Below are 25,224 nucleotides of genomic sequence, written 5' to 3'. Positions count from 1 at the left end.
CGTATCGACGAAAGGCACTGATGTGATCGCCAACCTGGTTCAGCTGGCGGCCGAGGAGAAGCAGAACCCCCTCGTCCCGCCGGGCCCCGAACTGCTCGTCGGCACCATCGCCTTCGCCATCGTGTTCTTCTTCTTCTGGAAGAAGCTGCTCCCGAACATCAACAAGGTTCTGGAGGAGCGCCGCGAGGCGATCGAGGGTGGCATCGAGAAGGCCGAGGCCGCTCAGGTCGAGGCCCAGAGCGTTCTCGAGCAGTACAAGGCCCAGCTCGCCGAGGCCCGGCACGAGGCCGCGCGTCTGCGCCAGGAGGCGCAGGAGCAGGGTGCCGCGCTCATCGCCGAGATGCGCGCCGAGGGCCAGCGGCAGCGCGAGGAGATCGTCGCCGCGGGTCACGCGCAGATCGAGGCCGACCGCAAGGCGGCCGCGTCCGCGCTGCGGCAGGACGTCGGTCACCTCGCGACCGAGCTGGCCGGCAAGCTCGTCGGTGAGTCCCTCGAGGACCACGCCCGGCAGAGCCGCGTCATCGACCGCTTCCTCGACGAGCTCGAGGAGAAGGCCGAGGCCACCCGATGAACGGAGCGAGCCGCGAGGCACTGGCCGCCGCACGCGAGCGTCTCGACGCGCTGACGGACTCCACGTCCGCCGACGCGGCGAAGCTCGCCGACGAGCTGGCCGCCGTCACCGCGCTGCTCGACCGCGAGGTCAGCTTGCGTCGGGTCCTGACCGACCCGGCGCAGGCCGGTGAGGCCAAGGCCGGGCTCGCCCAGCGTCTGCTGGACGGCCAGGTCGGCGGCCAGGCCATCGACGTGGTGTCCGGCATGGTGCGTTCCCGCTGGTCGCAGTCGCGCGACCTGGTGGACGCGCTGGAGGAACTGGCGAACACCGCCGACCTCACCGCCGCGCAGAAGAGGGGCGCGCTCGACGACGTCGAGGACGAGCTGTTCCGGTTCGGCCGGATCGTCTCCTCCAACACCGAGCTGCGCGCCGCGCTGACCGACCGCGCCGCCGCCACCTCGGCGAAGGTCGAGCTGCTGCACCGGCTGCTGGGCGGTCGCGCCGACGCGACGACCGAGCGTCTGGTGACGCGCCTTGTGACCGCGCCGCGGGGACGTAGCCTGGAGTCGGGACTGGAGTCCCTGTCCAAGCTCGCCGCCGAGCGCCGGGAGCGCCTGGTCGCCGTCGTCACCTCGGCGGTGCCGCTGAGCGACGCGCAGAAGCAGCGCCTGGGCGCCGCCCTCGCCAAGCTCTACGGCCGCCAGATGCACCTCAACATCGACGTGGACCCCGAGGTCCTCGGCGGGATCCGGGTGCAGGTCGGCGACGAGGTCATCAACGGCTCGATCGCGGACCGCATCGAGGACGCCGGCCGCCGCCTGGCGAGCTAGCAGCAACTCAATACGACGTAGTAAGACGGCCCGAGTTGGGCCGTGCAGAGGATTCCTGGGGGTCGCCCCCAGACCCCCAAGTTGAAACTTCGGGCCCAACAAGGAGAGCAGGGAACCCAGATGGCGGAGCTCACGATCCGGCCGGAGGAGATCCGGGACGCGCTGGAGAACTTCGTCCAGTCGTACAAGCCGGACGCGGCCTCGCGCGAGGAGGTCGGTACGGTCACCCTTGCCGGCGACGGCATCGCGAAGGTCGAGGGCCTGCCCTCGGCCATGGCCAACGAACTGCTGAAGTTCGAGGACGGCACCCTCGGCCTCGCGCTCAACCTGGAAGAGCGCGAGATCGGCGCCATCGTCCTCGGTGAGTTCAGCGGCATCGAGGAGGGTCAGCCGGTCTCCCGTACCGGTGAGGTGCTCTCCGTGGCCGTCGGCGAGGGCTACCTCGGCCGCGTAGTCGACCCGCTCGGCAACCCGATCGACGGCCTCGGCGAGATCGAGACGTCCGGCCGCCGCGCCCTCGAGCTGCAGGCCCCCACGGTCATGCAGCGCAAGTCGGTGCACGAGCCGATGGAGACGGGCTACAAGGCCGTCGACGCGATGACCCCGATCGGCCGTGGCCAGCGTCAGCTGATCATCGGTGACCGTCAGACCGGCAAGACCGCCCTGGCCGTCGACACGATCATCAACCAGCGCGACAACTGGCGCACCGGCGACCCGAACAAGCAGGTCCGCTGCATCTACGTCGCCATCGGCCAGAAGGGCTCCACCATCGCGTCGGTCCGCCGCGCGCTGGAGGAGAACGGCGCGCTGGAGTACACGACCATCGTCGCCGCCCCGGCGTCCGACCCGGCCGGCTTCAAGTACCTGGCGCCGTACACCGGTTCGGCCATCGGTCAGCAGTGGATGTACGAGGGCAAGCACGTCCTCATCATCTTCGACGACCTGTCGAAGCAGGCCGACGCCTACCGCGCCGTGTCCCTGCTGCTGCGCCGCCCGCCGGGCCGTGAGGCCTACCCCGGTGACGTCTTCTACCTGCACTCCCGTCTGCTGGAGCGCTGCGCGAAGCTCTCCGACGACATGGGCAAGGGCTCGATGACCGGTCTGCCGATCGTCGAGACCAAGGCCAATGACGTCTCGGCGTTCATCCCGACCAACGTCATCTCCATCACCGACGGCCAGTGCTTCCTGGAGTCGGACCTGTTCAACGCCGGTCAGCGCCCCGCGCTGAACGTCGGTATCTCCGTCTCCCGAGTCGGTGGTTCCGCGCAGCACAAGGCGATGAAGCAGGTCTCCGGCCGTCTGCGCGTCGACCTCGCCCAGTTCCGTGAGCTGGAGGCGTTCGCCGCCTTCGGTTCCGACCTGGACGCCGCGTCGAAGGCGCAGCTGGAGCGCGGTCAGCGCATGGTCGAGCTGCTGAAGCAGGCCCAGTACCAGCCGATGTCGACCGAGGACCAGGTCGTCTCGGTGTGGGCCGGCACCACCGGCAAGATGGACGACGTCCCGGTCAACGACATCCGCCGCTTCGAGCGCGAGCTCCTCGAGTACCTGCACCGCAAGGAGCAGGGCCTCATGACCTCCATCAGGGAGGGCGGCAAGATGTCGGACGACACCCTCACCGCTGTTGCCGACGCGATCGCCGAGTTCAAGAAGCAGTTCGAGACCTCGGACGGCAAGCTTCTCGGCGAGGACGCCCCGGCCGCCGCCAAGTGACGTAAGGAAGGGACCTGACTCATGGGAGCCCAGCTCCGGGTCTACAAGCGTCGCATCCGATCCGTCACCGCGACCAAGAAGATCACCAAGGCGATGGAGATGATCGCCGCCTCGCGCGTCGTCAAGGCGCAGCGCAAGGTGGCGGCCTCCACGCCGTACGCGCGGGAACTGACGCGCGCGGTCACGGCGGTCGGTACCGGCTCGAACACCAAGCACCCGCTGACCACGCAGGCCGAGACGGTCACGCGGTCCGCGGTCCTGCTCCTGACGAGCGACCGAGGGCTTGCCGGTGCCTTCAACTCCAACGCCATCAAGAAGGCGGAGCAGCTCACCGAGCGGCTGGAGCGCGAGGGCCAGGAGGTCGTCACCTACATCGTCGGCCGCCGTGGTGTCGCCCACTACAACTTCCGTGAGCGCAAGGTCGCGGAGTCGTGGACCGGCTTCACCGACGAGCCCACGTACGCGGACGCCAAGAAGGTCGCGGCTCCGCTGATCGAGGCCATCGAGAAGGAAACGGCCGAGGGCGGCGTGGACGAGCTCCACATCGTCTTCACCGAGTTCGTCTCGATGATGACGCAGACGGCGCTCGACGACCGTCTGCTGCCGCTCAGCCTCGAAGAGGTCGCCAAGGAGGCCGCGCCGCAGGGCGAGATCCTCCCGCTGTACGACTTCGAGCCCTCGGCGGAGGACGTCCTCGACGCCCTGCTGCCGCGCTATGTGGAGAGCCGTATCTACAACGCGCTCCTCCAGTCGGCCGCTTCCAAGCACGCCGCCACGCGGCGCGCGATGAAGTCGGCGACCGACAACGCGGGCGAGCTCATCGAGACGCTCTCCCGGCTTGCCAACGCGGCCCGCCAGGCCGAAATCACCCAGGAAATCAGCGAGATCGTCGGTGGCGCCAGCGCCCTGGCCGACGCGACCGCGGGGAGTGACCGCTAATGACCACCACTGTTGAGACCGCGACGGCCACGGGCCGCGTCGCCCGGGTCATCGGCCCGGTCGTCGACGTGGAGTTCCCCGTCGACGCGATGCCGGAGATCTACAACGCCCTTCACGTCGAGGTGGCCGACCCGGCCAACGCCGGCGAGAAGAAGCTCCTGACCCTGGAGGTCGCCCAGCACCTGGGTGACGGCCTGGTCCGCACCATCTCCATGCAGCCGACCGACGGTCTGGTCCGCCAGGCCGCGGTGACCGACACGGGCACGGGCATCACCGTCCCCGTCGGCGACTTCACCAAGGGCAAGGTGTTCAACACCCTCGGTGAGGTGCTGAACGTCGACGAGACCTACGACGGCGAGCGCTGGTCCATCCACCGCAAGGCCCCGAACTTCGACGAGCTCGAGTCGAAGACCGAGATGTTCGAGACCGGCGTCAAGGTCATCGACCTTCTCACCCCGTACGTCAAGGGTGGAAAGATCGGTCTGTTCGGTGGTGCCGGCGTCGGCAAGACGGTGCTCATCCAGGAGATGATCTACCGCGTCGCCAACAACCACGACGGTGTCTCCGTGTTCGCCGGTGTCGGTGAGCGCACCCGTGAGGGCAACGACCTCATCGAGGAGATGTCGGACTCGGGCGTCATCGACAAGACCGCGCTGGTCTTCGGTCAGATGGACGAGCCCCCGGGCACCCGTCTGCGCGTCGCGCTGGCCGGCCTGACCATGGCCGAGTACTTCCGTGACGTCCAGAAGCAGGACGTGCTGTTCTTCATCGACAACATCTTCCGCTTCACGCAGGCGGGCTCCGAGGTGTCGACCCTGCTCGGCCGTATGCCCTCCGCGGTGGGTTACCAGCCGAACCTGGCCGACGAGATGGGTCTCCTCCAGGAGCGCATCACCTCGACCCGTGGTCACTCGATCACCTCGATGCAGGCGATCTACGTCCCCGCGGACGACCTGACCGACCCGGCCCCGGCCACCACCTTCGCCCACCTCGACGCGACGACGGTTCTGTCCCGTCCGATCTCCGAGAAGGGCATCTACCCGGCCGTGGACCCGCTGGACTCCACGTCCCGCATCCTGGACCCGCGCTACATCGCGCAGGACCACTACGACGCCGCCATGCGCGTCAAGACGATCCTGCAGAAGTACAAGGACCTCCAGGACATCATCGCGATCCTCGGTATCGACGAGCTCGGCGAGGAGGACAAGCTCGTCGTCCACCGTGCCCGTCGCGTGGAGCGCTTCCTGTCCCAGAACACCCACGTCGCCAAGCAGTTCACCGGCGTCGACGGGTCGGACGTCCCGCTGGACGAGTCGATCGCGGCCTTCAACGCGATCTGCGACGGCGAGTACGACCACTTCCCGGAGCAGGCGTTCTTCATGTGCGGTGGCCTCGAGGACCTCAAGGCCAACGCCAAGGAGCTCGGCGTCTCCTGAACTCCCTGAGTTCGACAGAGGGGGCGGGTGCGTCCCGCCCCCTCTTTCACGCCTACTAGACTTGTAACCAACACCCGGCCGAACCGCCGGGTGGTGACCCGAGGAGCCACCTTGGCTGCTGAGCTGCACGTCGCGCTGGTCGCGGCCGACCGAGAGGTCTGGTCCGGCGAGGCCACCCTGGTCGTCGCGCGCACCACGTCCGGCGACATCGGCGTCATGCCCGGTCACCAGCCGCTGCTCGGTGTGCTGGAGTCGGGCCCGGTGACCATCCGTACGAGTGATGGTGGAACGGTCGTCGCCGCGGTGCACGGCGGTTTCATCTCGTTCGCGGACAACAAGCTGTCGCTGCTGGCCGAGATCGCCGAGCTGTCGGACGAGATCGACGTCCAGCGCGTGGAGCGCGAGCTGGAGCGGGCGAAGGCGGAGGGCGACGCCGCCGCCGAGCGCCGCGCAGATGTACGACTGCGTGCGGCGGCCACGCGCTGAGGCCGCGCGGAGCTGCATGACGTCACTCAGCCGCGGTCGGCACCGGAGCAATCCGGCGCCGACCGCGGCTGAGGCAGATATGGATGTTTTTTCCGTTCCGTTACCTGTATTCGGTACCTAGGAGACGAGGAGGTCGGTGTCGATGGTCCTCGCTCTGACTGTGTGCGGAATCGTCGTGGCACTCGTGGTGCTGGGGCTGTTCGTCTTCGGCCTCCGCCGCAGACTCATCCAGCGCTCCGGGGGCACCTTCGACTGTTCGCTGCGCTGGGACGTCCCCGAGAAACCCGACACCAGCGGAAAAGGCTGGAGCTACGGCGTCGCCCGCTACAACGGCGACCGTATCGAGTGGTACCGCGTCTTCTCCTACGCCTACCGGCCGCGCCGCGTCCTGGAACGCGCCGCGATCGAGGTGGCCGGCCGCCGCCTCCCCGAGGGAGAGGAGGAACTGGCCCTCCTCTCCGACGCCGTCGTCCTGACCTGCCTGCACCGCGGCACGCGCCTCGAACTCGCCATGAGCGAGGACGCGTTGACCGGTTTCCTGGCGTGGCTGGAGGCGGCGCCTCCCGGTCAGCGCGTCAACGTGGCCTGACACACCGGGTTCGGTACGTCGGCCTGCGAGGCGACGACGGTACGTGGCTCGGGGCCGAACGTCACCGTTATGTTCACCGGCGACGCGGCCAGCAGAGCCGCTGCCGCTGCCCCGGCGAACCCTCCGTAGGACACCGCCCTGGAGGCGGCCGGCCGCGCGTTCTTGTGCGGCTTGTGGGACCTGCGCTTCATTCTTCCCCCATGAATGAGTTCTTCCGCTTAGTGTTTGAGATAAAGGATGTGCCCGGTCAGGGGTCCGTCGCACCTGCCGACCTTCCCGTCCAAGGGGCCGGATGACCCCCCGCCGCGCACGCCTGGGGCGCGCGGCAGGTGCCGCGCGCCCCAGGTGGTGAAGTGAATGCAGTCCGTCAGCTCATTCCGCTGCTGATGGCGCTCACCAGCTCTCCGTTGCTCGTGTCACCGCTGAACTCCCAGAAGAACGCGCCGCCGAGGCCCTGGGACTTGGCCCAGCTCATCTTTCCGGCGATGGTCGACGGGGTGTCGTAGGACCACCAGTTGCTGCCGCAGTGCGCGTACGCCGTTCCCGCGACCGTGCCGGTCGCCGGACAGGACGTCTTGAGGACCTTGTAGTCCTCGATGCCCTGCTCGTAGGTGCCGGCCGCCGGGCCCGTGGCCGTGCCGCCCGGGGCGTCCTGTGTCACGCCCGTCCAGCCGCGGCCGTAGAAGCCGATGCCGATGAGCAGCTTCTTCGCGGGGACGCCGATCGCCTTGAACTTGGCCATCGCGTCGGCCGTGGTGAAGCCGGCCTTCGGGATGCCGGAGTACGAGGTGAGCGGGGAGTGCGGGGCGGTCGGGCCCTGCGCGTCCCAGGCGCCGAAGAAGTCGTACGTCATCACGTTGTACCAGTTGACGTACTGGGCGGCGCCCGCGTAGTCGGCGGCCTCGATCTTGCCGCCGGCCGAACCGTCGGCGGTGGTGGCCGCCGTGACCAGGTTGTTGGAGCCGAACTTGGCGCGCAGCGCGGACATCACGTTCTTGAAGGCCGCGGCCCCGCTGGTGTCGCAGGAAAGCCCGCAGGCGTTCGGGTACTCCCAGTCGATGTCGATGCCGTCGAACACGTCGGCCCAGCGCGGGTCCTCGACCAGGTTGTAGCAGGAGTTCGCGAAGGCGGTCGGGTTGGCCGCCGCCTGGGCGAAGCCGCCGGACCAGGTCCAGCCGCCGAAGGACCACAGCACCTTGATGTTCGGGTACTTGGCCTTCAGCTCGCGGAGCTGGTTGAAGTTGCCGCGCAGCGGCTGGTCCCAGGTGTCCGCGACGCCGCTGACCGACTGGTCGGCGGTGAAGGCCTTGTCGTAGTCGGCGTAGGAGTCGCCGATCGCGCACTGGCCGTTGGTGACGTTGCCGAAGGCGTAGTTGATGTGCGTGATCTTCGCCGCCGAGCCGGACGTCACCAGGTTCTTGACGTTGTAGTTGCGGCCGTAGATGCCCCACTCGGTGAAGTAGCCGAGCTTGACCTTGTCGCCGGTGGTCGGCGGCGGGTCGGTGGTGCCGCCGGTGGTGTGCACCGCGACCGAGCCGCTCACCGGACCGGTCTGGTCGGCGGTGTCACGGGCCCGCACGGTGTAGGAGTAGTCGGTGCCCGCGGTGAGGCCGGTGTCGGTGTACGAGGTCGTGGTCACCGTGGAGACGACCTTGCCGTCGCGCAGGACGTCGTAGTTCTTGACGCCCTTGTCGTCGGTGGCCGCGCTCCAGGACAGCTTCACCGAGGTGTCGGTGACGGAGGAGGCGGTGGGGGTGCCCGGCGCGGACGGCGCCGCGTCGCCGGGGACCGTGGTGCCGTCACAACTGTCGCCGTTCAGCTTGCAGTTGGACGGGGAGCCGGAGCCCGCGCCGTTGAAGCCGAAGGAGACCGAGGCACCGGGGGCCAGGGTGCCGTTGTACGACTTGTTCTTGGCGGTCCAGTGGGTGCCGGAGTTCGTGACGTCCGCGTCCCACGCGGAGGTGACGGACGTGCCGGAGGGGAAGTCCCACTCGACGGTCCAGGAACTGATGCTGCTGGAGCCGGTGTTCTTGATGGTCCACTGACCGCCGAAGCCGGTTCCCCAGTCCTGGGTCTTGGTGTACGTGGCGGTGGCGTTCGTCGCGGCCTGGGCGGGGCTCGCGAGGCCGACCAGTCCGGCCAGGGGGAGCAACAGGGTCGCGAACCCTGCCGCGGCTCTGTGTCTGAAGCGCATGCTGCGCCTCCCTCTTCGTCAAGGGGGTGGGGGCGCGACTGAGCCTTCACGCCCACGGTGTCGCGAGAATAGAAAGGTCTGGACCATCGGTCAATAGGTCTGGACCACTTGACACCCGGGTTGCCTCAGATCCCCAACTCCTGCGCGAGCACCGCCGCTTGCACGCGGCTGCGCAGCTCCAGCTTCCCCAGCAGACGGCTGACGTGCGTCTTCACCGTCGCCTCGGCCATGTCGAGCCGGTCGGCGATGCCGGCGTTGGACAGGCCCTCGCCGAGACAGGACAGCACCTCGCGCTCGCGCCGCGTGAGTACGTCGAGGACCGCCGCGTCCCTCGGTTCCCGCACCGGCCCGGCGGCGAACGCGGCGATCAGCCGGCGGGTGACGGCCGGCGCGATCAGGCCCTCGCCGCGCGCCACCGTCCGGACCGCCGCCAGCAGATCCGCGGCGTCGGTGTTCTTCAGCAGGAACCCGGCCGCCCCCGCGCGCAGCGCCCCGAACACGTACTCGTCGAGATCGAAGGTGGTCAGCACCAGCACGTCCGCGAGCCGCTCCTCGACGATGCGCCCGGTCGCCGACACCCCGTCCAGAAGCGGCATCTGAACGTCCATCAGCACCACGTCCGGCCGCAGCTCCCGGGCCAGCGCCACCGCCTGCTCCCCGTCCGCCGCCTCGTCGGCCACCTCGATGTCGGGGGCGCTGCGCAGGATCAGGACGAGCCCGGCGCGCACGGCGGCCTGGTCCTCGGCGACGAGCACTCGGATCACGATCGGTCTCCTTCGGCGTCTCGGCCCACTGCGGCTTCTCGGCCCGTCGCGGCGCCGCGGCCCGCTTCGGCGTCTCGGCCCGCTCCGGCGATCCGGTCCACCTCGGCGTGCCGGTCCGCCTCGGTGAGCGGAAGCGTGGCGTGCACGGTCCACCGCGTGCCCTCGGGCCCCGCCGTGAACGTGCCGCCGAGCAGCGCGGTCCGCTCCCGCATGCCGACCAGCCCGGCCCCGGAGCCGGGGGCGCGCGGCCCGTCCCGGTGGCCGTACGGGCTGCTCACCCGCACGTCCAGTGCGCCGTCCAGCCGGGCCAGCCGCACGGTCACGCGGCCGGGGCAGGCGTGTTTGAGGGCGTTGGTCAGCGACTCCTGGACGATGCGGTAGGCGGCGAGTTCGACGGGTGCGGGGACCCGGCCGTGCTCGGTGTCCAGGGTGACGTCCAGGCCGTTGGCGCGGGCGCCGGCGACCAGGGCGGGCAGGCCGTCGAGGGTCGGGACCGCGCTGGGTCCGCCGTGCCCGTCGCGCAGGATGCCGATCAGCCGGCGCATCTCGGCGAGCCCCTCGACGCTGTTCTCCCGGATGACGGCGAGCGCGTCCCGCGAGGTCCCGGGATCGTCGATGGACAGCGCGGCCGTCGAGTGGATGGCGATGGCGGACAGGTGGTTGGCGACCATGTCGTGCAACTCCCGTGCCATCCGCGCCCGTTCCGACGCGACCGCCTGACTGCGGTCCATCTCGGCCAGCAGCGCGGTCTGTTCGGCGCGCAACCGGGCCGCCTCGGCCGCGTCCCGGTGGTCGCGCACGATCCAGCCGGTGGCGGCGGGCGCGTACGCCACGACACCCACGACCACACCGATCAGCAGCGCCTCCGGGACCCGCCACACCGCGAACGGCACCAGCGTCGCGGCCACCGTGAGCAGCCCGGTGATCCACTGGATGCGGCGGGCCGAGGCGAGCGGGCCGTACAGCACGGCCGCGTAGAGGAGGTCGGTGAACATCAGGACCGTGGCCAGGTTCCCCTGGGTGACGAGGTCCGCGCAGACCGCGGCCGTGCCGGTCAGCAGGGCCGCGCGGGGTCCCGTGCGGCGCAGCAGCTCGCAGCCGGCCATGACGACGAGCGGCGGCAGCATCGGCCAGGGCCCGTCGAAGACGGCGATCGGGTCGCCGGCGGGCCGGGTGGTGAGGCCGATGCCCACCAGGAGCAGCCCGCCGAGCAGCCCGCCGACGGCGACGAACACGTCGAAGCGGTGCGGTCGGGGAAGGGCCATGACTCCATCCAACACGGTGCCCGCGACCCGCGCCTGATGCCGTGGGACGGTCCTGGACTGCATCTTTCGATGTACCGCGGGTTCGTCACCGCCGACGACGAGAACGACCGCGCGCCCCGCGAGCCTGGAAGGGTGACCGAAAGGAGCGTGCCGTGGTCGTCACGTTGATCATCGTCTGCGAAGTGGGTTTCTGGGTGCTGCTGGCCCTGGGCCTCGCCGTCCGCTATCTGCTGGGGTGGCGCCGCACCGGCGTGGCGATCCTGCTGTGCGAGCCGCTGCTGGAGCTGGTCCTGTTCGCGGTGACGGCGATCGACCTGAGGAACGGCGCCGAACCCGGCTGGGAACACGGCCTGGCCGCCCTGTACATCGGGTACACCGTCGCCTACGGCCACTACACGATCCGCTGGCTCGACGGCCACGCCGCCCACCGCCTCTCGGGCGGCCCGCGCCCGCCGAAGCCCCCGCGGTACGGCCTGGCCCGCGCCCGCCACGAGGGCGGCCTGTGGCTGCGTACCCTGCTGGCGGCCGCGGTCGCCTGCGCCCTGCTGCAGGGCGCGATCTGGTACGTCGGCGACGGGGACACCTCGTCCCTGCGGTCCTTCCAGCTGGTGGCGCTGCGGGCGCTGGGCATCCACGGCGTCGTCGCGCTGACCTACCTGATCTGGCCCAAGAAGGCCCCGGCCACCGCTGCCGACCGCACCGGGGAGGACCGTACGCTGACCGGGCGGTGAGCGAGGAGGGGTGCATGAGCGAGGCGGAACGTTCCGGTGCCGTGCTGGTCGTGGACGACGACGCGGCCATCCGGCGCTCCCTGGAACGCGGGCTGAAGCTGAGCGGATTCCGGGTGCGCACGGCGGACGGCGGCCGCGAGGCGCTGGCCACGATCCGTCAGACGCCGCCCGACGTCCTCGTCCTCGACGTGTCGATGCCCGGCATGAGCGGCATCGAGGTGTGCGAACGGCTCCGCGAGGACGGGCTTGACCTGCCCGTCCTCATGCTCTCCGCGCTGGACGAGACCGCCGACCGCATCGCCGGTCTCCAGGCGGGCGGCGACGACTACCTGGTCAAGCCGTTCGCCCTGCAGGAACTGGTACTGCGGCTGCGGGCCCTGCTGCGCCGCCGCCCGCCCGCCGGCGAGGTGCTGCGGGTGGCGGGCCTGGTCATCGACCCGGCCGCCCGCACCGCCGAGCGGGACGGCAGGCCGCTGGATCTGACCCGGCGGGAGTTCGAGCTGCTGGAGGTGCTCGCCCGCAACGCGGGGATCGTGCTCACCCGCGACCAGTTGCTCGACCGGGTGTGGGGCTACGACTTCGACGTGCGCACCGACACCGTCGACACCTTCGTCAGCTATCTGCGGCGCAAGCTGGAGGCGGACGGCCGGCCCAGGCTCGTGCACACCGTGCGCGGCGTGGGCTTCGTCCTGAGGCGGGAGCCGTGAGGCTCTCCACCCGGATCGGGATCGCCGTCGGCGTCACCGTGCCGCTGCTCGTCCTGGCCTGCGGCTGGCTGCTGCTCCGGCTCGTCGAACACGACCTGCACGGCGCCGAGGACGACCACCTGCGCACCCGGGCCACCGCCCTCACCGCCGACGCCCGCGCCCTGCTGCGGGCCACGGCCGACGACCGCCCCAAGGCCGCCGACACCCGTGAACGTCGGCTCTTCAGCGCGGCCCTCGACGTCGGCGTCCGGGTCGTCGGCCCCGACGCCACCTTCAGCGGCGGCCCCCAGCCGGACGCCTCGGTGCCGCTGCCCGAGGGGACCAGGGGGCCGGTCACCGTCCGCGAAGGCGGCACCAGCTGGCGTGCCCTGTCGAGGACGATCACCACCGCCCGCGGCTCCGGCACCCTGTGGGTCTTCTCGCCCAACGCCGCCGACCAGGCCCAACTCCGGCTGGTCAGACGCCGGGTGGCGGTGACGACGCTGACCGCCGCGCCGCTGTCCGGTCTGCTCGCCTGGGCCGTGGCCACCGGCGCCACCGGCCCGCTGCGCCGGCTCGGGCGCCGTACCGCGGGACTGGACCCGCGCACCAGCGGCACCCGGCTGCCCGACGAGCCGAGCGGGGTCACCGAGGTCGACGAACTGGCGGCCACCCTGCGCACCGTCCTCGCCCGCTACGACGAACAGGCCGCCCGCACCGCCGAGGCCCTGGACACCGCCCGCTCCTTCTCCTCCGCCGCCGCCCACGAACTGCGCACCCCGCTGATGAGCATGGGCACCAACCTCGACATCCTCGCCGCGCACCCCGACCTCCCCGAGGCGGACCGCACGGAGGTCCTGGCCGACCTGCGCACCGAACACGCCCGGCTGCTGAACCTGCTGGTGATGCTCCGCGAACTGGGCCGCGGTGACCTGGTGGAGGCGGAGGCCCTGGGAAGCGTGGACGTGTCGGAGGCGGCGGACGCGGCGGTCGCGGAGGCCCGGCGGCGCGCTCCGGGCGCACGGATCACGCTGCGGGCCGAGCCCGGCGCGACGGTGCCCGGCTGGGAGCCCGGCCTGCGGCTGCTCCTGGACAACCTGCTGGCCAACGCCCTCACGCACGGCAGCGACGCCGACGGCCGCGCCACGGTGGCGGTGGGGGTGCGGCGCGCGGGCGAACAGGTCGTCGTCACGGTCGACGACGCCGGACCCGGGGTGCCCGCCGACGCCCGCGCACGGATCTTCGAGCGCTTCGAACGCGGGCCCGCGAGCTCCGGCTCCGGGCTCGGCCTGACCCTGGTGGCCCAGCAGGCGGCCCTGCACCGGGGGAGTGTCACCGTGGCGGACGGCCCGTCCGGGACCGGCGCCCGCTTCGAGGTGCGGCTGCCGTCGACCGGCGGCCCGCTCCCCGCACACCGCGACTGGCTGATCGACACAGCCGGGACGAAACGGTCACAGAGTTTCCCCAAAGACGGTTCCTAGCCTCCTCCCGCGAGCGGACGGACGAAGGGGGCCGTCCGCGGGAAACGGAGGCAGAGATGTACGTACGACGACACCGGCGCACCCTCCTGGTGGGGGCGGCCGTGGCCGCGGTCCTGGCGGGCACCACCGGAGCGGCCGTGGCCGAGAGCACACCGTCGCCGGCGGCGACCCCGACCGGCGACGGCGCGCAGGCGCTGTGCAAGCGGGCGCCGAAGATCGACCGCCGCATCGGGCGCGCCCTCGACCGCCTGAACGCGGGCGCCGACAAACGCGGTTCCATCGCCCGCCTGCAGCAGCGTGTGGACAACGCCAAGAGCGCCGGGCACTCCGAGATCGCCACGTATCTCCAGGACCGGCTGACCTTCCGCAAGTCGCTGGTGACGACCCTGCGCCAGCGGCAACAGGACCTGGCGGACGTCCGCACCTGGTGCAAGGACAACGACGGGGGCGCGAGCTGATGCGGCCGAGGCTCGCGGCCGCCGCGGCCGTCCTGCTCGCCGGGCTCGCGACGGCCTGCGCGCCCGGCGGCGGCTCGGCCGGCGCCCCGGACAAGCCGGCCGCCACGCCCTCCGGCTACTCGGAGATGCAGAAGAAGGTGGCCGCCGCCGAGTCCGCGCTCGCCCGGGCGGACGAGGACGCGGCCCGGGACGGCACGGAACGTTGAGAGGAGCGGGCGCGGGGCGGGGGGTGTCTCAGCGCTCCCCGCCCGGCACCCACAGCACGTCACCGACGTCCTTGTTGGCCGTCCGGGCCAGGATGAACAGCAGGTCCGAAAGGCGGTTGAGGTAGGTCGCGGTGAGCGGGTTCATCACCTCGCCGTGCACCTCCAGCGCCGCCCAGGTCGAGCGCTCGGCACGCCGTACGACCGTGCAGGCCTGGTGCAGCAGGGCCGCGCCCGGGGTGCCGCCGGGCAGGATGAAGGAGCGCAGCTTCTCCAGCCGCTCGTTGAAGCGGTCGCAGTCCGCCTCCAGCTTGTCGATGTAGAACTGCTCGACCCTCAGGGGCGGGTACTCGGGGTTCTCCACGACCGGCGTCGACAGGTCCGCGCCCACGTCGAACAGGTCGTTCTGGACGCGGGTGAGGACCTCGACGACCTCCGCGTCGAGACCGCCCAGCGCGATCGCCGTCCCGATCACCGCGTTCGCCTCGTTGGCGTCGGCGTACGCGGAGATCCTGAGATCGGTCTTGGCGACCCGGCTCATGTCGCCGAGGGCGGTGGTGCCCTGGTCGCCGGTCCTGGTGTAGATGCGCGTCAGATTGACCATGTGGCCAGCGTAATTACGCCCCGGCCGAGCGGAAGCCGCGTGTGCCCACTGTCACGGCGAGCAGGGCGAATCCGAGGGCGACGAGGACGCCGTACGCCATGTGACACGTCACATACGACCCGACGTAGGCGTCCCGCACCGCGTCCACCAGATGGCGGAACGGCACGAAGTGGGACAGCACGTCCAGCCACGCCGGCGCCAGGGGCATCGGGAGCATCAGGCCGGACAGCAGCATGGACGGCATGCCGAGGCGGTCTCGCCGCGGCTCGGGCTGATGCCGGGCCTCGCCGCCTTCATGCGAGTCGTCGAGCAGGCCCCATGCTGACGACGACCTGCTGCCGCATCTGATCGCCGGTCAGCTCGGCCGGGCGCACAGTGCCGTCATGGCGGTCATTCGCCGCGAGATGGTCAAGGGGCGCGATCCACGCGAAGTGTCACGAGAGGTGCTGGTCCTCCTCGACGACATAGAGGAGTTGTTGGGCGAGAAGGTGCTCAACTACGCCGTCCGTGGCGTCGAATGACCCCTGCCGGTGTGATGTCCGTCAGATGAGACGTGACGCGCATTACTTACCGGACACACGGCACCTCACGAGCGCTAAGGTCCGCCGAAGAGACATACGTAAACGTGGTGTAAGGCGTTTCAAAGGGGAGTCGCAAACGTGGCACGGAAGCTTGCCGTCATCGGCGCCGGCCTGATGGGTTCCGGTATCGCCCAGGTCTCGGCTCAGGCCGGCTGGGACGTCGTTCTTCGGGACGTCACGGACGAGGCCCTCGAGCGCGGCACCGACGGCATCAAGGCCTCGTACGACAAGTTCGTGAGCAAGGGCAAGATGGAGGCGCACGACGCCGACGCCGCCCTCGCCCGTATCACCGCGACCACCGATCTGGACGCGGCCGCCGACGCCGACATCGTCGTCGAGGCCGTGTTCGAGAAGCTGGAAGTCAAGCACGAGATCTTCCGCACGCTCGACAAGATCGTGCGCTCGGACGCCGTGCTGGCGTCCAACACCTCCGCGATCCCGATCACCAAGATCGCGGCGGCCACCGAGCACCCCGAGCGGGTCGTCGGCGTCCACTTCTTCTCGCCGGTGCCGATGATGCAGCTCGTCGAGCTGGTCCGCGGCTACAAGACCAGTGACGAAACCCTCGCCACCGCGCGGGAGTTCGCCGAGTCCGTCGGCAAGACCTGCATCGTCGTCAACCGCGACGTGGCCGGCTTCGTCACCACCCGGCTCATCTCCGCCCTCGTCGTCGAGGCGACCAAGCTCTACGAGTCGGGCGTCGCGACCGCCGAGGACATCGACCTCGCCTGCAAGCTGGGCTTCGGCCACGCGATGGGCCCGCTGGCCACGGCGGACCTGACCGGCGTCGACATCCTGCTGCACGCCACCAGCAACATCTACACCGAGTCGCAGGACGAGAAGTTCGCGCCGCCGGAGCTGATGCGCCGGATGGTTGACGCCGGTGACATCGGGCGCAAGAGCGGGCAGGGCTTCTACACGTACTGAGCACATCGGTACGTCCAGCCACTGAAACCGCACAAACCCCGGGAGCATCACTCCCGGGGGTGAATTCGGTATCGGTTCGCTTACAGACGGCAACCTCGTCGCCGCTGGAGCAGTCAGACGATGCACAGCCACCGTCACGGAGTACGCAACGCACTCACGGGGAGCGCTTATGTTCATCAGGGGCGACCACGCCGAGCTGGTCGTCGGGGGCCGCCTCGACGTCCGCAGCGCGGCGGACGCCCGCACGGTCCTGCACTCGGCCGTCGACGACGGAGTCGGCGACCTCGTGCTCGACCTGTCCGAACTGGACTCCTGGGACGCCACCGGACTCGGGGTGATCATGGGCGTCCACCGGCGGGCCGGCCGCTGTGGCCGGCGTCTGGTGCTGCGCGACGTACCGCCGCAGATGCAGCGCCTGCTGGTGGCCACCCGGCTGCACCGCATCCTGGCGATCGAGGGGGGCATCGGGGTGGAGTCGCTGCCCCGCGTGTGACCTCTGGCACGCACGGGGCGGGCGCGGCCGGGCAATCCGGCCGGGAAACGCAGGTCAGCGCGATCCGTACGACACTGTGACGTCTCGGGCGGCGCCGTACCCCGGGCTGTCGTAGATACTGAGCGAAGGTTTAGGGTTCGGCTGCCCGCCGCCAGCGAAACCCTCGAGCGGGCACCGGACCAGAAGCGACAGCGGAGTGTGCGACAAGGCCGGGAGGGGCTGTATCGGCACACGATCGCTTTTGGGGGGCTTGACCTATGGACCCGAACAACCGGGGACCCGAGGGCTACGGCCATGACGGCGACACCGGCGCGTCGCGCCAGCGCCCGCCCAGGGACCCCCTCACACCCGACTTCGGACAGCACACGCCCGCGCTCGCCCGCACGGTGCAGCTCGTCACGGGCGACCACCTGCTCACCGTCAATCCCGTCGACGGCAGCGAGATAGAACCCTGCCCGCCGGGGGAGCGACCCGGCCGGCCCGAGAAGCTCACCGCCGCCGAGCGCGCCGAGGCGGCCCGCGCCGCCCGGGCACCCGTCCCACCGGGACCGGCCCGGCCCGTGCTACCGCTCCTGGAACGCCAGGACGAGCGCGAGCATCTGGTCCGCCTGCTCGCCCGCGGCCGCTCCGTACGCCTCACCGGCCCCGCCGGCTCGGGCCGCACCGCCCTGCTCGACCTGGTCGCGGAGGACTGCTCGGACCTCGCCCCCGACGGCGTCGTCCGCCTGAGCGGCTTCCACCGCAGCGCCGAGGAACTCCTGCACGACCTCTTCTACGCCGTGTACGACGCGCCTCTGTACCGCCCGGAGCGGCAGGAACTCCTCGCCCTCGTCCGGGAGGTCGGCGCGGTCGTCGTCCTGGACGACATCGAGTTCGGCGGCGCCGCCCTCGACGAGCTGCTCGACGCGACGCCCGAGTGCGCCTTCGTGATCGGCGCCACGCCCGACGTGCCCGCGCCCTCCGCCGACTCCGCCGTCGAGGAAGTCCTCCTCGGCGGCCTGGAACGGGCGGGCGGTGTCGACATCATCGAGCGCGTCGTCGGCCGGGTGCTCACCGAGGAGGAGGCCAACTGGGCCGGCGACCTCTGGTTCGAGTCCGAGGGCCTGCCGCTGCGGTTCGTCCAGGCCGGCGCCCTGCTGCGCCAGCGGGACCAGCAGCGGGCCGGCGCCGGCGCGGTCGACGAGTTCGGCGTCTTCGCCGACTCCCTGCCCGTGGACGCGCCCTTCGACGCCCCGTTCGACGCCGAGGACGACGCCGTACCGCTGCCCTCGCTCGGCGAGGCCGCCGCGCCCGCCCCGCTGCTGGCCGCCCGGCTGAGCCCGTCGGCCCGCGCGACCCTGCGCTTCGCGGTCGCCCTCGGCGGCGAGGTGCCCCACCAGGCCCACCTGCCGGCGCTCGTCGGCGACACCCACGCGGACGCCGCCCTCGGCGAACTGGCCTCCTGCGGGCTGGTCTCCCCGGTCGGCTCCCGCTACCGCCTCGCCGCCGGCGTGCTCCAGCAGCTGGAGGCCGCCGGATACAACGACGACCTCAAGGCGCGCGCCCTGACCGCCGCCCAGCACTACGCCTGGTGGGCCGGGCATCCGTCGGTCACCCCCGAGCGGGTGTGCGCCGAGGCCGACGCCCTGCTCGCCGCCCTCGGCGTCCTGGTGCCGGACACCGCCCCGCCCGCGGAGGGCGAGGAGGCCGTCACCGTCCAGCTGGCCCGCACGGCCGCGCCCGCCTTCGCCGCCGGACTGGACTTCAGCGCCTGGGAACGCGCCCTGCGCGCCGGCGCCGAGGCCGCCCGGCTGGCCGGAGAGGTGTCGGAACAGGCCTACTTCCACCACGAGCTGGGCGTCCTCGCGCTCTGCGACGGGGAGTTCGACCGGGCCCGCGCCGAGCTGGAGACCTCCCTCGGTCTGCGCGGCGCGACGTCCGACAAGCGCGGCACGGTCGCCGCCCGGCGCGCCCTCGCCCTGGTCGCCGACCGCACCGGCACGGCGCCGGGTCTGGTGTCGACGGCCGGCGAGGAGGTGCCGGACGCCCGCTACGAGGAGTCCCAGTCGCCCCCGGGCGGCGTACCGGCGGTCCTCCCGGGCTTCCCGCCCGCACGGCCGCCGGGCCCCTCCACGGCCGACGGCGCGACGATCGTCGTCAACCGGTCCACGTCCTCCGGCGGACACCCGCCCAAGACCCACCGCGCGGGCATCAGGGGCCTCGCCCGCCGCAACCTGGTCGCGGCCGGCGCGGGCGCGCTGCTCGTCGCCGTGCTCGGCACGGTGGTGACACTCGGCGCGACCTCCAACAACGACGCAAACAACCCCTCCGACAAGGTCGGCGTGAACCCCTCCGCCAGCCAGGGCGTCGACGACGGCTCCCTCGGCGCGGACAAGCCGAAGACCGACAAGGGCGGCGACACCGGCACGGCCACGAGCAGGCCGACCGATCCGGGGCCCGACGGCACCTACGGCACCTCGGACGACCCGACGCCGCCGTCCGACACCGGCAGCACGCCGTCGGACCGGCCCAGCGGCACGAAGGGCTCGGGCGGTGGTTCGACGAGCTCGCCGTCCAAGTCGCCGTCGAAGCCGCCCTCGTCACCGTCGACCTCGCCGAAGCCGAGCACCTCGCCTTCGAGCCCGTCGACGTCGCCGAGCACCTCGACGTCGCCCTCGCCCTCGACGTCGTCGACGGCGCAGCCCCCGTCCACCTCTACCTCGGCCAGCGGCCCGGCTTCCGGCGCCCCGGCGTCCTCCACCGCCCCGGCCCAGACGAGCGGTTCGGCGAGCGCGCCCGCGACCGGCGGGTCGGGCGCGGTGATCTGAGGCAGGCACACCGAAGGGGCCGGGTTCCACCAGGAACCCGGCCCCTTCGCCGTACCGCCGCCGCTCAGAACAGCCGCAGCTTGTCGTCCTCGATGCCGCGCAGCGCGTCGTAGTCCAGCACCGCGCAGCCGATCCCGCGGTCCGTGGCGAGGACGCGGGCCTGCGGCTTGATCTCCTGTGCCGCGAAGATGCCGCGGACCGGGGCAAGATGCGGGTCGCGGTTCAACAGCTCCAGGTAGCGGGTGAGTTGCTCCACGCCGTCGATCTCGCCGCGCCGCTTGATCTCCACCGCGACCGTCTGTCCTTCGGCGTCGCGGCACAGGATGTCGACGGGGCCGATGGCGGTCATGTACTCGCGCCGGATGAGCGAGTAGCCCTCGCCGAGGGTCTCGATGCGGTCGGCGAGGAGTTCCTGAAGGTGTGCTTCCACGCCGTCCTTGATCAGGCCCGGGTCCACGCCGAGTTCGTGCGAGGAGTCGTGGAGGATCTCCTCCATCGTGATGATCAGTTTCTCGCCCGCTTTGTTGATGACGGTCCAGACGCCCTCGTCGCCGTCCGCGCCCTCCTTCAGGGTGCAGGGCGGTGACATCCAGTTCAGGGGCTTGTAGGCACGGTCGTCGGCGTGGATCGACACACTGCCGTCCGCCTTCACCAGGATCAGGCGGGGCGCCGAGGGGAGATGGGCGGTGAGCCGGCCCGCGTAGTCGACGGAGCATCGGGCGATGACGAGACGCATGGTCGGCAACGCTACTCGACGGGCAGGTGTCGACGCGATTCGCCCCAGAAGACGACTGACCGCCCCTGTTCGGTTGTGGCCGATTGTGGGCCTAAAGGGAACCCCCTATGTACGCAATCTCCTGGTGCCGTCACGGTCCGTTGCCTACCGTATAAACGGGAGGTCGCGAGACGTGTACACAGCGTGTGCGGTATCGCGAACTCCCTTATCTGTCCGGCAACCCCTGTGGTCCACAGGGGTGCGAGAGGAGAACCCATGTCGCTCGACGTCTCACCGGCCCTACTCGAGAAGGCCGAGCGAGGCGAGGTCGACGAAGCAGAATTCGTCGACTGCGTCCGGACCTCCCTGCCCTACGCATGGGAGATGATCAGCTCCCTGGTGGCCCAGCTGAAGGTCGACGGCGGACAGTTCGCCGACAACCAGACGCCTCCGCCGGACGAGCAGGCACGCGGTCAGCTGCTGCGTGCGCTCGCGAGTGACGCGATACGCGGCGCGCTCCAGCGGCACTTCGGTGTTCGGCTGGCTTTCCAGAACTGCCACCGGGTGGCGGTGTTCCCGTTGGACTCTTCCGTCGACGAGACGCTGGCGCGCTTCACCTCGGTCCGCAGTCAGCTGCTCAACCAGTCTCCGGAGTTCCGGGACTGCTGAGCGGCATGCCGCTCGCTTGCCGCTCCGTACGCGGGAGGTGCATCAAGTACCGGAGCGGCAAGCCCCATGCCGGACCATGCGGTCAGCCGAGGTGGGGGAGGACCTCGGCACCCAGCCGCCGTACGTTCTCCTCGGTGGCCGCGAGGTCGCCGGAGCCCTCGACCAGCAGGGCGAAGCGGGAGATGCCCGTCCGCTCGCTGGTCGCCGCGAGCCGGTCGACGCACAGCCGCGGGGTGCCCACCGGGTGCAGCCCGCAGAGCAGTTCGGTGTACGCCAGCGGGTCGCGCATCTGCCGGATCCGGCCGTCCACCGTGACATGCGCGTCCAGCCCCTGCTTGAGCCAGCCCGGCATCGCCTTCGTCAGCGCCTCCACCGCGTCCGTGCGGCGGTCCGCGATCTGGCAGACGCCCGCGGAGACATGGCCGGCGCCCATGACGCGCTCCGGCGGGTGCCCGGCCGCACGCGCCAACTCCCGCCACAGGGCCACCATTTCCGCCTTCTCCTCGTCCCCCACGTGCATGCCGAGCAGCATCGGCAGCGCCCGCTCGGCGGCCAGCCGGACGCTCTTGGGCGAGGTGCAGGCGACGACGACCTCGGGCCCGTCGGCGTCCGTCAGGGACTCCGACGGCCTTGGCACGACGGGCACTTCACGGAACCGGAACCAGTCCCCGGCCGCCCCGACGGACGGTTCGCGCAGCCAGCGCACCAGCAGATCGAGTGATTCCGGGAACCCCTCCTCGTAGGCCGCGAGACCCGACCCGAACACCTCCAGGTCGACCCACGGGCCACCGCGCCCCACGCCCAGCGAGAACCGCCCGCCGGAGGTGAGGTGCAGCAGCGCGGCCTGCTCGCCGAGGGCCACCGGGTGGGCCGTGGGCAGCACGCTGACCGCCGTGCCCACCCGCAGCCGGCGCGTGCGGCCCAGCAGGAACCCCGCCAGGGTGATCGCCGACGGACAGGTCCCGTACGGCACGAAGTGGTGTTCCGCCAGCCAGACCGAGTCCAGACCGGCCTCCTCGGCGACCTCCGCCGAGCGGACCGCACGGTGCAGCGCCTCCCCATGACCCTGTCCCGGGAACTGGGCGGACAACACGAAACTTCCAACGCGCATTGCTTTTTTCCTGCTTCCTTGGCTCCGACATGGAGCTCCCCCACCCGGCATAACCGTCCGACACGTGCTGGGGTCACGGCCTGGCGAAGAGATTTGCGGATTGTCTGCAGAACGGGCCGTCGCGGGCGGGCCCCGGGGGGTCGGTGCCCTACGCGTACCCGGGTTCCGGGACCGTAGGCTGGACACGAACCATGCTTCCTGTATAGCCCCGTGAGGTGTTCCGTGTCCCCGCGTCGCAACCGACCCAAGGGCTCCGATCCGTCGGGCTCGTCCGGCCGCAGCGCCGAGGACGACCGCCCCGGCCGCTACGGCGGCTGGCAGTCCACCGAGAGCTGGCAGGGCGAGCAGTGGAGCGTGCGGCACGTGGCGGGCGCGAGTGCGCAGGGCAAGACCTACCGCTGCCCCGGCTGCGACCAGATGATCGCCTCCGGGGTGCCGCACGTGGTGGCCTGGCCGGAGCACTCGGGCGTCGACGAGCGCCGCCACTGGCACAAGGCGTGCTGGAACGCGAAGGACCGCCGCACCACGCGGGTGCAGCGGTCCCGTAACGCGCCGAAGTTCTGACGAGGCTCCTGAGAGCTCACACGTCGCGGCTGTTCAGCAGCGCCACCGCGCCGCCGAACGCGGCGGCCGTGACGCCGAGCGCGATCCACAGCGGGTCCCAGCCGCTGGGGCCACCGGAGTCGCTGAGGGAGTTGGAGTAGAAGACGGCCAGCTGGTTGGGGATCGAGTACTCGAACAGGGCCTGGCGGACGTCCTCCAGCGCCTGCGAGAACATGAACAGCGCGATCACCAGCGGCGCCAGCACCAGGCCGATCATGATCGTGATGGCGCCCGCGGAGTGCCGGATGACCGAGCCCACGACGAGCGAGAGCAGTCCGAGCAGGGCGATGTAGAACGAGATGCCGAGGGTGCCCTTCAGCCATTCCTCGCCGGACAGGGTCCGGGCCGAGCTCAGCATGGACACATCGGCGAGCGCGACGAGCAGCACCGACACGAACGTCACGGTGAACGCGACCGCGAAGAACACGATCGCCTTGGCCGCGAGCACGCGGGCGCGGGACGGGCACGCGGTCATCGTAGTGCGGATCATCCCGGTGCCGTACTCGGAGGCGGTGGTCAGCACGCCGAGGGTGATGATGCAGATGCTGCCGAGGAGCAGTCCGAAGACACCGAAGGAGAGCGGGTTCTCGCCCGACAGGCTGCCGTCCGACTCGTTGGCGGACACCAGCGCGGCGACCAGCAGGCCGATGCCCACCACGAGCAGCAGGAACACGCCGAGCGTCCACATGGTCGACCGGACCGACCTGATCTTCGTCCACTCCGAGGCGATCGCGTGCCCGAGGTGGGTGCGCACCACGGGGATCGGCGAGGTGTAGCCGGGGTACGGCGAACCGGGCGCCGCCGCCTGCCAGTCGGGTGCGGCGGCCTGCGGCATCGGGGGCTGCGGGGTGCTCATCGGGCGTCCTCGGGCTTGGTCAGGTCGGCGGGGGCGGCGGACTGGACGGACGCGGGCGCCGCGTCCCGCGGGCCCGCGGCGGCGCTCTGCGGCACGGACGCCTGCGGCGCGCCGGCGGGCGTGGCGGAACCTTCCGGCGCCGACCGCGTGGGGCTCGGCGGCTGCGCCGGGGCGGCGGGCTGCGGCTGCGCCGCGGACCCGTGCGGGACGGGGCTCGGCGCGGTGCTCTGCGCGGGCGCACCGGCGGCCTCGCCGGCCGGGACCGCGGGCACCGGCGGCTGCCCCTGGGGCGCCTGGGGCGCCTGCGGCGCCGGCTGGGCGTACGGGTTGCCCTGGCCCGCGGGCGGCGCGGTGGGGGCGCCGTACGGGCTCGCGGGGGGCTGTCCGGTGGCGCCGTAGGGGCCGGGCTGCCCCGGCTGTCCCTGCGGCATCGCGAACGGCTGGCCGCCCTGTCCGGGCGGCGGCGGGGCGTACCAGCCCGGCTGGCCCTGGCCGGGCACCGGCATCGGGGGCTGGGCGCCGGGCGGCAGGGGCTGCATCAGGCCCGCCTTCTGGTCGATCGTGGAGCGGTAGTCGACGGCGGCCTGGGTCATCCGCATGTACGCCTCCTCCAGCGAGGCCTGATGCGGCGACAGCTCCCACAGGCGTACGTCGGCGTCGTGCGCGATGTCGCTGATGCGGGGGAGCGGCAGCCCGGTGATCCGCAGGGCGCCGTCCTGCTCCGGCAGCACGTGCCCGCCCGCCTCGGTCAGCGCGGACGTGAGCTTCTCCCGCAGCTGCGGTTCGGTGTCCGGGGTGCGCACGCGCGCGAAGCCGGCGGAGTTGGCGGCGATGAAGTCCGCCACGCTCATGTCGGCGAGCAGCTGCCCGCGTCCGATCACGATGAGGTGGTCCGCGGTCAGCGCCATCTCGCTCATCAGGTGCGAGGAGACGAAGACCGTACGACCCTCCGCCGCGAGCGCCTTCATCAGGTTGCGCACCCACAGGATGCCCTCGGGGTCGAGGCCGTTGACCGGCTCGTCGAAGAGCAGCACCTGCGGGTCGCCCAGCAGCGCGGCGGCGATGCCGAGCCGCTGCCCCATGCCGAGCGAGAAGCCCTTGGACCGGCGCCTGGCCACGTCCTGCAGGCCCACCACGCCCAGCACCTCGTCGACCCGCCGGGCCGGGATGCCGGACAGCTGGGCGAGGCTCAGCAGGTGGTTGCGAGCGGACCGGCCCCCGTGCACCGCCTTGGCGTCGAGCAGCGCGCCCACCTGACGCGGCGCGTTCGGCAGCTTCGCGTACGGGTAGCCGCCGATCGTCACCTGCCCCGCGGACGGGTTGTCCAGGCCGAGGATCATCCGCATCGTCGTCGACTTGCCGGAGCCGTTGGGCCCCAGGAAGCCGGTGACGGCACCCGGCCGCACCCGGAACGAAAGGTTGTACACAGCGGTCTTGTCGCCGTAGCGCTTGGTCAGGCCGACTGCCTCGATCATGCTCCGCACCCATCGAAAGGTTCAGGACAGCGGGGCACACGCCCCCGTAAGGGTTAGG

25 protein-coding genes and 2 pseudogenes are annotated in these 25,224 nt (G+C 71.3%); 18 read left to right on the top strand and 9 right to left on the bottom strand.

Translation table 11 applies throughout. The annotated features are described in order from the left end of the window. Nucleotides 1-22: 22 nt before the first annotated feature. The 7 genes from ACIGDI_RS09730 to ACIGDI_RS09700 all read left to right on the top strand — a co-directional run bounded on the left by ACIGDI_RS09730 (nucleotide 23) and on the right by ACIGDI_RS09700 (nucleotide 6,543). Nucleotides 23-571 carry a F0F1 ATP synthase subunit B gene (locus tag ACIGDI_RS09730; protein WP_058923150.1) on the top strand — a complete coding sequence of 183 codons (549 nt, stop codon included), beginning with the start codon at nucleotides 23-25 and terminating at the stop codon, nucleotides 569-571. Continuing rightward, nucleotides 568-1,383 (top strand): F0F1 ATP synthase subunit delta, encoded by an 816-nt coding sequence (locus tag ACIGDI_RS09725; RefSeq protein ID WP_399893190.1) that lies wholly within the window; start codon nucleotides 568-570, stop codon nucleotides 1,381-1,383. Before ACIGDI_RS09730 ends, ACIGDI_RS09725 begins: the two co-directional genes overlap by 4 nt. A gap of 120 nt (nucleotides 1,384-1,503) precedes the next feature. Next, complete coding sequence (gene atpA, locus ACIGDI_RS09720; RefSeq protein WP_390626663.1) at nucleotides 1,504-3,093, top strand: F0F1 ATP synthase subunit alpha; 1,590 nt, start codon at nucleotides 1,504-1,506, stop codon at nucleotides 3,091-3,093. A 21-nt stretch (nucleotides 3,094-3,114) separates the two neighbouring features. Then, the gene (locus ACIGDI_RS09715; RefSeq protein ID WP_399893185.1) at nucleotides 3,115-4,032 is read left to right on the top strand and encodes a F0F1 ATP synthase subunit gamma; all 918 of its coding nucleotides are present in this window, start codon (nucleotides 3,115-3,117) and stop codon (nucleotides 4,030-4,032) included. Next, nucleotides 4,032-5,468, top strand: coding sequence for a F0F1 ATP synthase subunit beta (atpD, locus tag ACIGDI_RS09710; protein WP_390626665.1), 1,437 nt, complete (start codon nucleotides 4,032-4,034; stop codon nucleotides 5,466-5,468). Before ACIGDI_RS09715 ends, atpD begins: the two co-directional genes overlap by 1 nt. A 111-nt stretch (nucleotides 5,469-5,579) precedes the next feature. Then, nucleotides 5,580-5,954: a F0F1 ATP synthase subunit epsilon gene (locus tag ACIGDI_RS09705; protein ID WP_079659511.1), complete on the top strand. Its 375-nt coding sequence runs from the start codon at nucleotides 5,580-5,582 to the stop codon at nucleotides 5,952-5,954. A 142-nt stretch (nucleotides 5,955-6,096) separates the two neighbouring features. After that, nucleotides 6,097-6,543, top strand: a complete 447-nt coding sequence (locus tag ACIGDI_RS09700; protein WP_200699345.1) for a DUF2550 domain-containing protein — start codon at nucleotides 6,097-6,099, stop codon at nucleotides 6,541-6,543. A gap of 367 nt (nucleotides 6,544-6,910) precedes the next feature. Here ACIGDI_RS09700 and ACIGDI_RS09695 read toward each other — a convergent pair whose 3' ends face one another. From ACIGDI_RS09695 to ACIGDI_RS09685, 3 genes are all read right to left on the bottom strand, one after another. After that, nucleotides 6,911-8,737 carry a glycosyl hydrolase family 18 protein gene (locus ACIGDI_RS09695; RefSeq protein ID WP_399893180.1) on the bottom strand — a complete coding sequence of 609 codons (1,827 nt, stop codon included), beginning with the start codon at nucleotides 8,735-8,737 and terminating at the stop codon, nucleotides 6,911-6,913. 125 nt (nucleotides 8,738-8,862) lie between these two features. Next, the gene (locus ACIGDI_RS09690) at nucleotides 8,863-9,501 is read right to left on the bottom strand and encodes a response regulator (RefSeq protein ID WP_399893177.1); all 639 of its coding nucleotides are present in this window, start codon (nucleotides 9,499-9,501) and stop codon (nucleotides 8,863-8,865) included. Continuing rightward, a complete protein-coding gene (locus tag ACIGDI_RS09685; RefSeq protein WP_399893174.1) occupies nucleotides 9,498-10,766 on the bottom strand; it encodes a sensor histidine kinase in 1,269 nt (422 codons plus the stop codon). The genes ACIGDI_RS09690 and ACIGDI_RS09685 overlap by 4 nt, the downstream gene beginning before the upstream one ends. 152 nt (nucleotides 10,767-10,918) lie before the next feature. Here ACIGDI_RS09685 and ACIGDI_RS09680 point away from each other — a divergent pair, with 152 nt between their 5' ends. Genes ACIGDI_RS09680 through ACIGDI_RS09660 form a run of 5 tightly spaced genes read left to right on the top strand, consistent with a single transcriptional unit; the run spans nucleotide 10,919 to nucleotide 14,328 of the window. Then, nucleotides 10,919-11,497, top strand: a complete 579-nt coding sequence (locus ACIGDI_RS09680; protein ID WP_399893171.1) for a hypothetical protein — start codon at nucleotides 10,919-10,921, stop codon at nucleotides 11,495-11,497. 14 nt (nucleotides 11,498-11,511) lie between these two features. Continuing rightward, on the top strand, nucleotides 11,512-12,204 hold the full coding sequence (locus ACIGDI_RS09675; protein ID WP_399893168.1) for a response regulator transcription factor: 693 nt from the start codon (nucleotides 11,512-11,514) through the stop codon (nucleotides 12,202-12,204). Continuing rightward, nucleotides 12,201-13,664 carry a sensor histidine kinase gene (locus ACIGDI_RS09670; protein WP_399893165.1) on the top strand — a complete coding sequence of 488 codons (1,464 nt, stop codon included), beginning with the start codon at nucleotides 12,201-12,203 and terminating at the stop codon, nucleotides 13,662-13,664. Before ACIGDI_RS09675 ends, ACIGDI_RS09670 begins: the two co-directional genes overlap by 4 nt. Nucleotides 13,665-13,720: 56 nt before the next feature. After that, the gene (locus ACIGDI_RS09665; RefSeq protein WP_399893162.1) at nucleotides 13,721-14,122 is read left to right on the top strand and encodes a hypothetical protein; all 402 of its coding nucleotides are present in this window, start codon (nucleotides 13,721-13,723) and stop codon (nucleotides 14,120-14,122) included. Beyond that, nucleotides 14,122-14,328: a hypothetical protein gene (locus tag ACIGDI_RS09660; protein WP_399893159.1), complete on the top strand. Its 207-nt coding sequence runs from the start codon at nucleotides 14,122-14,124 to the stop codon at nucleotides 14,326-14,328. The genes ACIGDI_RS09665 and ACIGDI_RS09660 overlap by 1 nt, the downstream gene beginning before the upstream one ends. A gap of 28 nt (nucleotides 14,329-14,356) precedes the next feature. Here the strand turns inward: ACIGDI_RS09660 and ACIGDI_RS09655 are convergent, their stop codons facing one another. Beyond that, on the bottom strand, nucleotides 14,357-14,929 hold the full coding sequence (locus ACIGDI_RS09655; protein WP_399893156.1) for a cob(I)yrinic acid a,c-diamide adenosyltransferase: 573 nt from the start codon (nucleotides 14,927-14,929) through the stop codon (nucleotides 14,357-14,359). A 13-nt stretch (nucleotides 14,930-14,942) separates the two neighbouring features. Further along, nucleotides 14,943-15,179: pseudogene (locus ACIGDI_RS09650) on the bottom strand (ABC transporter permease); the annotation flags it as partial. Here ACIGDI_RS09650 and ACIGDI_RS09645 point away from each other — a divergent pair. From ACIGDI_RS09645 to ACIGDI_RS09630, 4 genes and pseudogenes are all read left to right on the top strand, one after another. Then, a pseudogene (locus ACIGDI_RS09645) lies at nucleotides 15,177-15,450 on the top strand (TetR/AcrR family transcriptional regulator); the annotation flags it as partial. The pseudogenes ACIGDI_RS09650 and ACIGDI_RS09645 sit on opposite strands and share 3 nt — an antisense overlap. Nucleotides 15,451-15,588: 138 nt before the next feature. Beyond that, on the top strand, nucleotides 15,589-16,437 hold the full coding sequence (locus ACIGDI_RS09640) for a 3-hydroxyacyl-CoA dehydrogenase family protein (protein ID WP_399893153.1): 849 nt from the start codon (nucleotides 15,589-15,591) through the stop codon (nucleotides 16,435-16,437). Between the two features lie 169 nt (nucleotides 16,438-16,606). Next, the gene (locus tag ACIGDI_RS09635) at nucleotides 16,607-16,930 is read left to right on the top strand and encodes an STAS domain-containing protein (RefSeq protein ID WP_351479815.1); all 324 of its coding nucleotides are present in this window, start codon (nucleotides 16,607-16,609) and stop codon (nucleotides 16,928-16,930) included. A gap of 257 nt (nucleotides 16,931-17,187) precedes the next feature. Continuing rightward, nucleotides 17,188-19,737 carry an ATP-binding protein gene (locus ACIGDI_RS09630; RefSeq protein WP_399893150.1) on the top strand — a complete coding sequence of 850 codons (2,550 nt, stop codon included), beginning with the start codon at nucleotides 17,188-17,190 and terminating at the stop codon, nucleotides 19,735-19,737. Between the two features lie 64 nt (nucleotides 19,738-19,801). Here ACIGDI_RS09630 and nucS read toward each other — a convergent pair whose 3' ends face one another. Beyond that, nucleotides 19,802-20,473: an endonuclease NucS gene (nucS, locus tag ACIGDI_RS09625; protein WP_200699359.1), complete on the bottom strand. Its 672-nt coding sequence runs from the start codon at nucleotides 20,471-20,473 to the stop codon at nucleotides 19,802-19,804. 255 nt (nucleotides 20,474-20,728) lie between these two features. On the opposite strand from nucS, the gene ACIGDI_RS09620 reads away from it, so the two are divergent. Next, entirely contained in the window at nucleotides 20,729-21,121 is a 393-nt protein-coding gene (locus ACIGDI_RS09620; RefSeq protein ID WP_200699360.1) for an SCO5389 family protein, read from the top strand. Nucleotides 21,122-21,203: 82 nt separating this feature from the next. Here the strand turns inward: ACIGDI_RS09620 and ACIGDI_RS09615 are convergent, their stop codons facing one another. Beyond that, the gene (locus tag ACIGDI_RS09615) at nucleotides 21,204-22,232 is read right to left on the bottom strand and encodes an LLM class flavin-dependent oxidoreductase (RefSeq protein WP_399893145.1); all 1,029 of its coding nucleotides are present in this window, start codon (nucleotides 22,230-22,232) and stop codon (nucleotides 21,204-21,206) included. Between the two features lie 222 nt (nucleotides 22,233-22,454). Between ACIGDI_RS09615 and ACIGDI_RS09610 the strand changes: the two genes are divergently transcribed. Beyond that, complete coding sequence (locus ACIGDI_RS09610) at nucleotides 22,455-22,796, top strand: ATP/GTP-binding protein (RefSeq protein WP_399893142.1); 342 nt, start codon at nucleotides 22,455-22,457, stop codon at nucleotides 22,794-22,796. A gap of 16 nt (nucleotides 22,797-22,812) precedes the next feature. Here the strand turns inward: ACIGDI_RS09610 and ACIGDI_RS09605 are convergent, their stop codons facing one another. Then, nucleotides 22,813-23,691 carry an ABC transporter permease gene (locus ACIGDI_RS09605; protein ID WP_399893139.1) on the bottom strand — a complete coding sequence of 293 codons (879 nt, stop codon included), beginning with the start codon at nucleotides 23,689-23,691 and terminating at the stop codon, nucleotides 22,813-22,815. Continuing rightward, nucleotides 23,688-25,166 (bottom strand): ATP-binding cassette domain-containing protein, encoded by a 1,479-nt coding sequence (locus ACIGDI_RS09600; RefSeq protein ID WP_399893135.1) that lies wholly within the window; start codon nucleotides 25,164-25,166, stop codon nucleotides 23,688-23,690. The genes ACIGDI_RS09605 and ACIGDI_RS09600 overlap by 4 nt, the downstream gene beginning before the upstream one ends. Between the last annotated feature and the right edge of the window lie 58 nt (nucleotides 25,167-25,224).

Source organism: Streptomyces sp. NPDC085900 (assembly GCF_044540925.1).
Classification (GTDB): Bacteria; Actinomycetota; Actinomycetes; order Streptomycetales; family Streptomycetaceae; genus Streptomyces; species Streptomyces gilvifuscus.
This window is presented reverse-complemented; position numbering and strand designations above follow the sequence as displayed.

Bases quoted from the DNA above. Each gene is read 5' to 3' on its own strand.
- ACIGDI_RS09725 (WP_399893190.1), top strand. From the start codon at position 568: ATGAACGGAGCGAGCCGCGAGGCACTGGCCGCCGCACGCGAGCGTCTC.
- atpA (WP_390626663.1), top strand. From the start codon at position 1,504: ATGGCGGAGCTCACGATCCGGCCGGAGGAGATCCGGGACGCGCTGGAG.
- ACIGDI_RS09715 (WP_399893185.1), top strand. From the start codon at position 3,115: ATGGGAGCCCAGCTCCGGGTCTACAAGCGTCGCATCCGATCCGTCACC.
- atpD (WP_390626665.1), top strand. From the start codon at position 4,032: ATGACCACCACTGTTGAGACCGCGACGGCCACGGGCCGCGTCGCCCGG.
- ACIGDI_RS09700 (WP_200699345.1), top strand. From the start codon at position 6,097: ATGGTCCTCGCTCTGACTGTGTGCGGAATCGTCGTGGCACTCGTGGTG.
- ACIGDI_RS09695 (WP_399893180.1), bottom strand. From the start codon at position 8,737: ATGCGCTTCAGACACAGAGCCGCGGCAGGGTTCGCGACCCTGTTGCTC.
- ACIGDI_RS09685 (WP_399893174.1), bottom strand. From the start codon at position 10,766: ATGGCCCTTCCCCGACCGCACCGCTTCGACGTGTTCGTCGCCGTCGGC.
- ACIGDI_RS09675 (WP_399893168.1), top strand. From the start codon at position 11,512: ATGAGCGAGGCGGAACGTTCCGGTGCCGTGCTGGTCGTGGACGACGAC.
- ACIGDI_RS09665 (WP_399893162.1), top strand. From the start codon at position 13,721: ATGTACGTACGACGACACCGGCGCACCCTCCTGGTGGGGGCGGCCGTG.
- ACIGDI_RS09660 (WP_399893159.1), top strand. From the start codon at position 14,122: ATGCGGCCGAGGCTCGCGGCCGCCGCGGCCGTCCTGCTCGCCGGGCTC.
- ACIGDI_RS09655 (WP_399893156.1), bottom strand. From the start codon at position 14,929: ATGGTCAATCTGACGCGCATCTACACCAGGACCGGCGACCAGGGCACC.
- ACIGDI_RS09635 (WP_351479815.1), top strand. From the start codon at position 16,607: ATGTTCATCAGGGGCGACCACGCCGAGCTGGTCGTCGGGGGCCGCCTC.
- ACIGDI_RS09630 (WP_399893150.1), top strand. From the start codon at position 17,188: ATGGACCCGAACAACCGGGGACCCGAGGGCTACGGCCATGACGGCGAC.
- nucS (WP_200699359.1), bottom strand. From the start codon at position 20,473: ATGCGTCTCGTCATCGCCCGATGCTCCGTCGACTACGCGGGCCGGCTC.
- ACIGDI_RS09620 (WP_200699360.1), top strand. From the start codon at position 20,729: ATGTCGCTCGACGTCTCACCGGCCCTACTCGAGAAGGCCGAGCGAGGC.
- ACIGDI_RS09615 (WP_399893145.1), bottom strand. From the start codon at position 22,232: ATGCGCGTTGGAAGTTTCGTGTTGTCCGCCCAGTTCCCGGGACAGGGT.
- ACIGDI_RS09605 (WP_399893139.1), bottom strand. From the start codon at position 23,691: ATGAGCACCCCGCAGCCCCCGATGCCGCAGGCCGCCGCACCCGACTGG.
- ACIGDI_RS09600 (WP_399893135.1), bottom strand. From the start codon at position 25,166: ATGATCGAGGCAGTCGGCCTGACCAAGCGCTACGGCGACAAGACCGCT.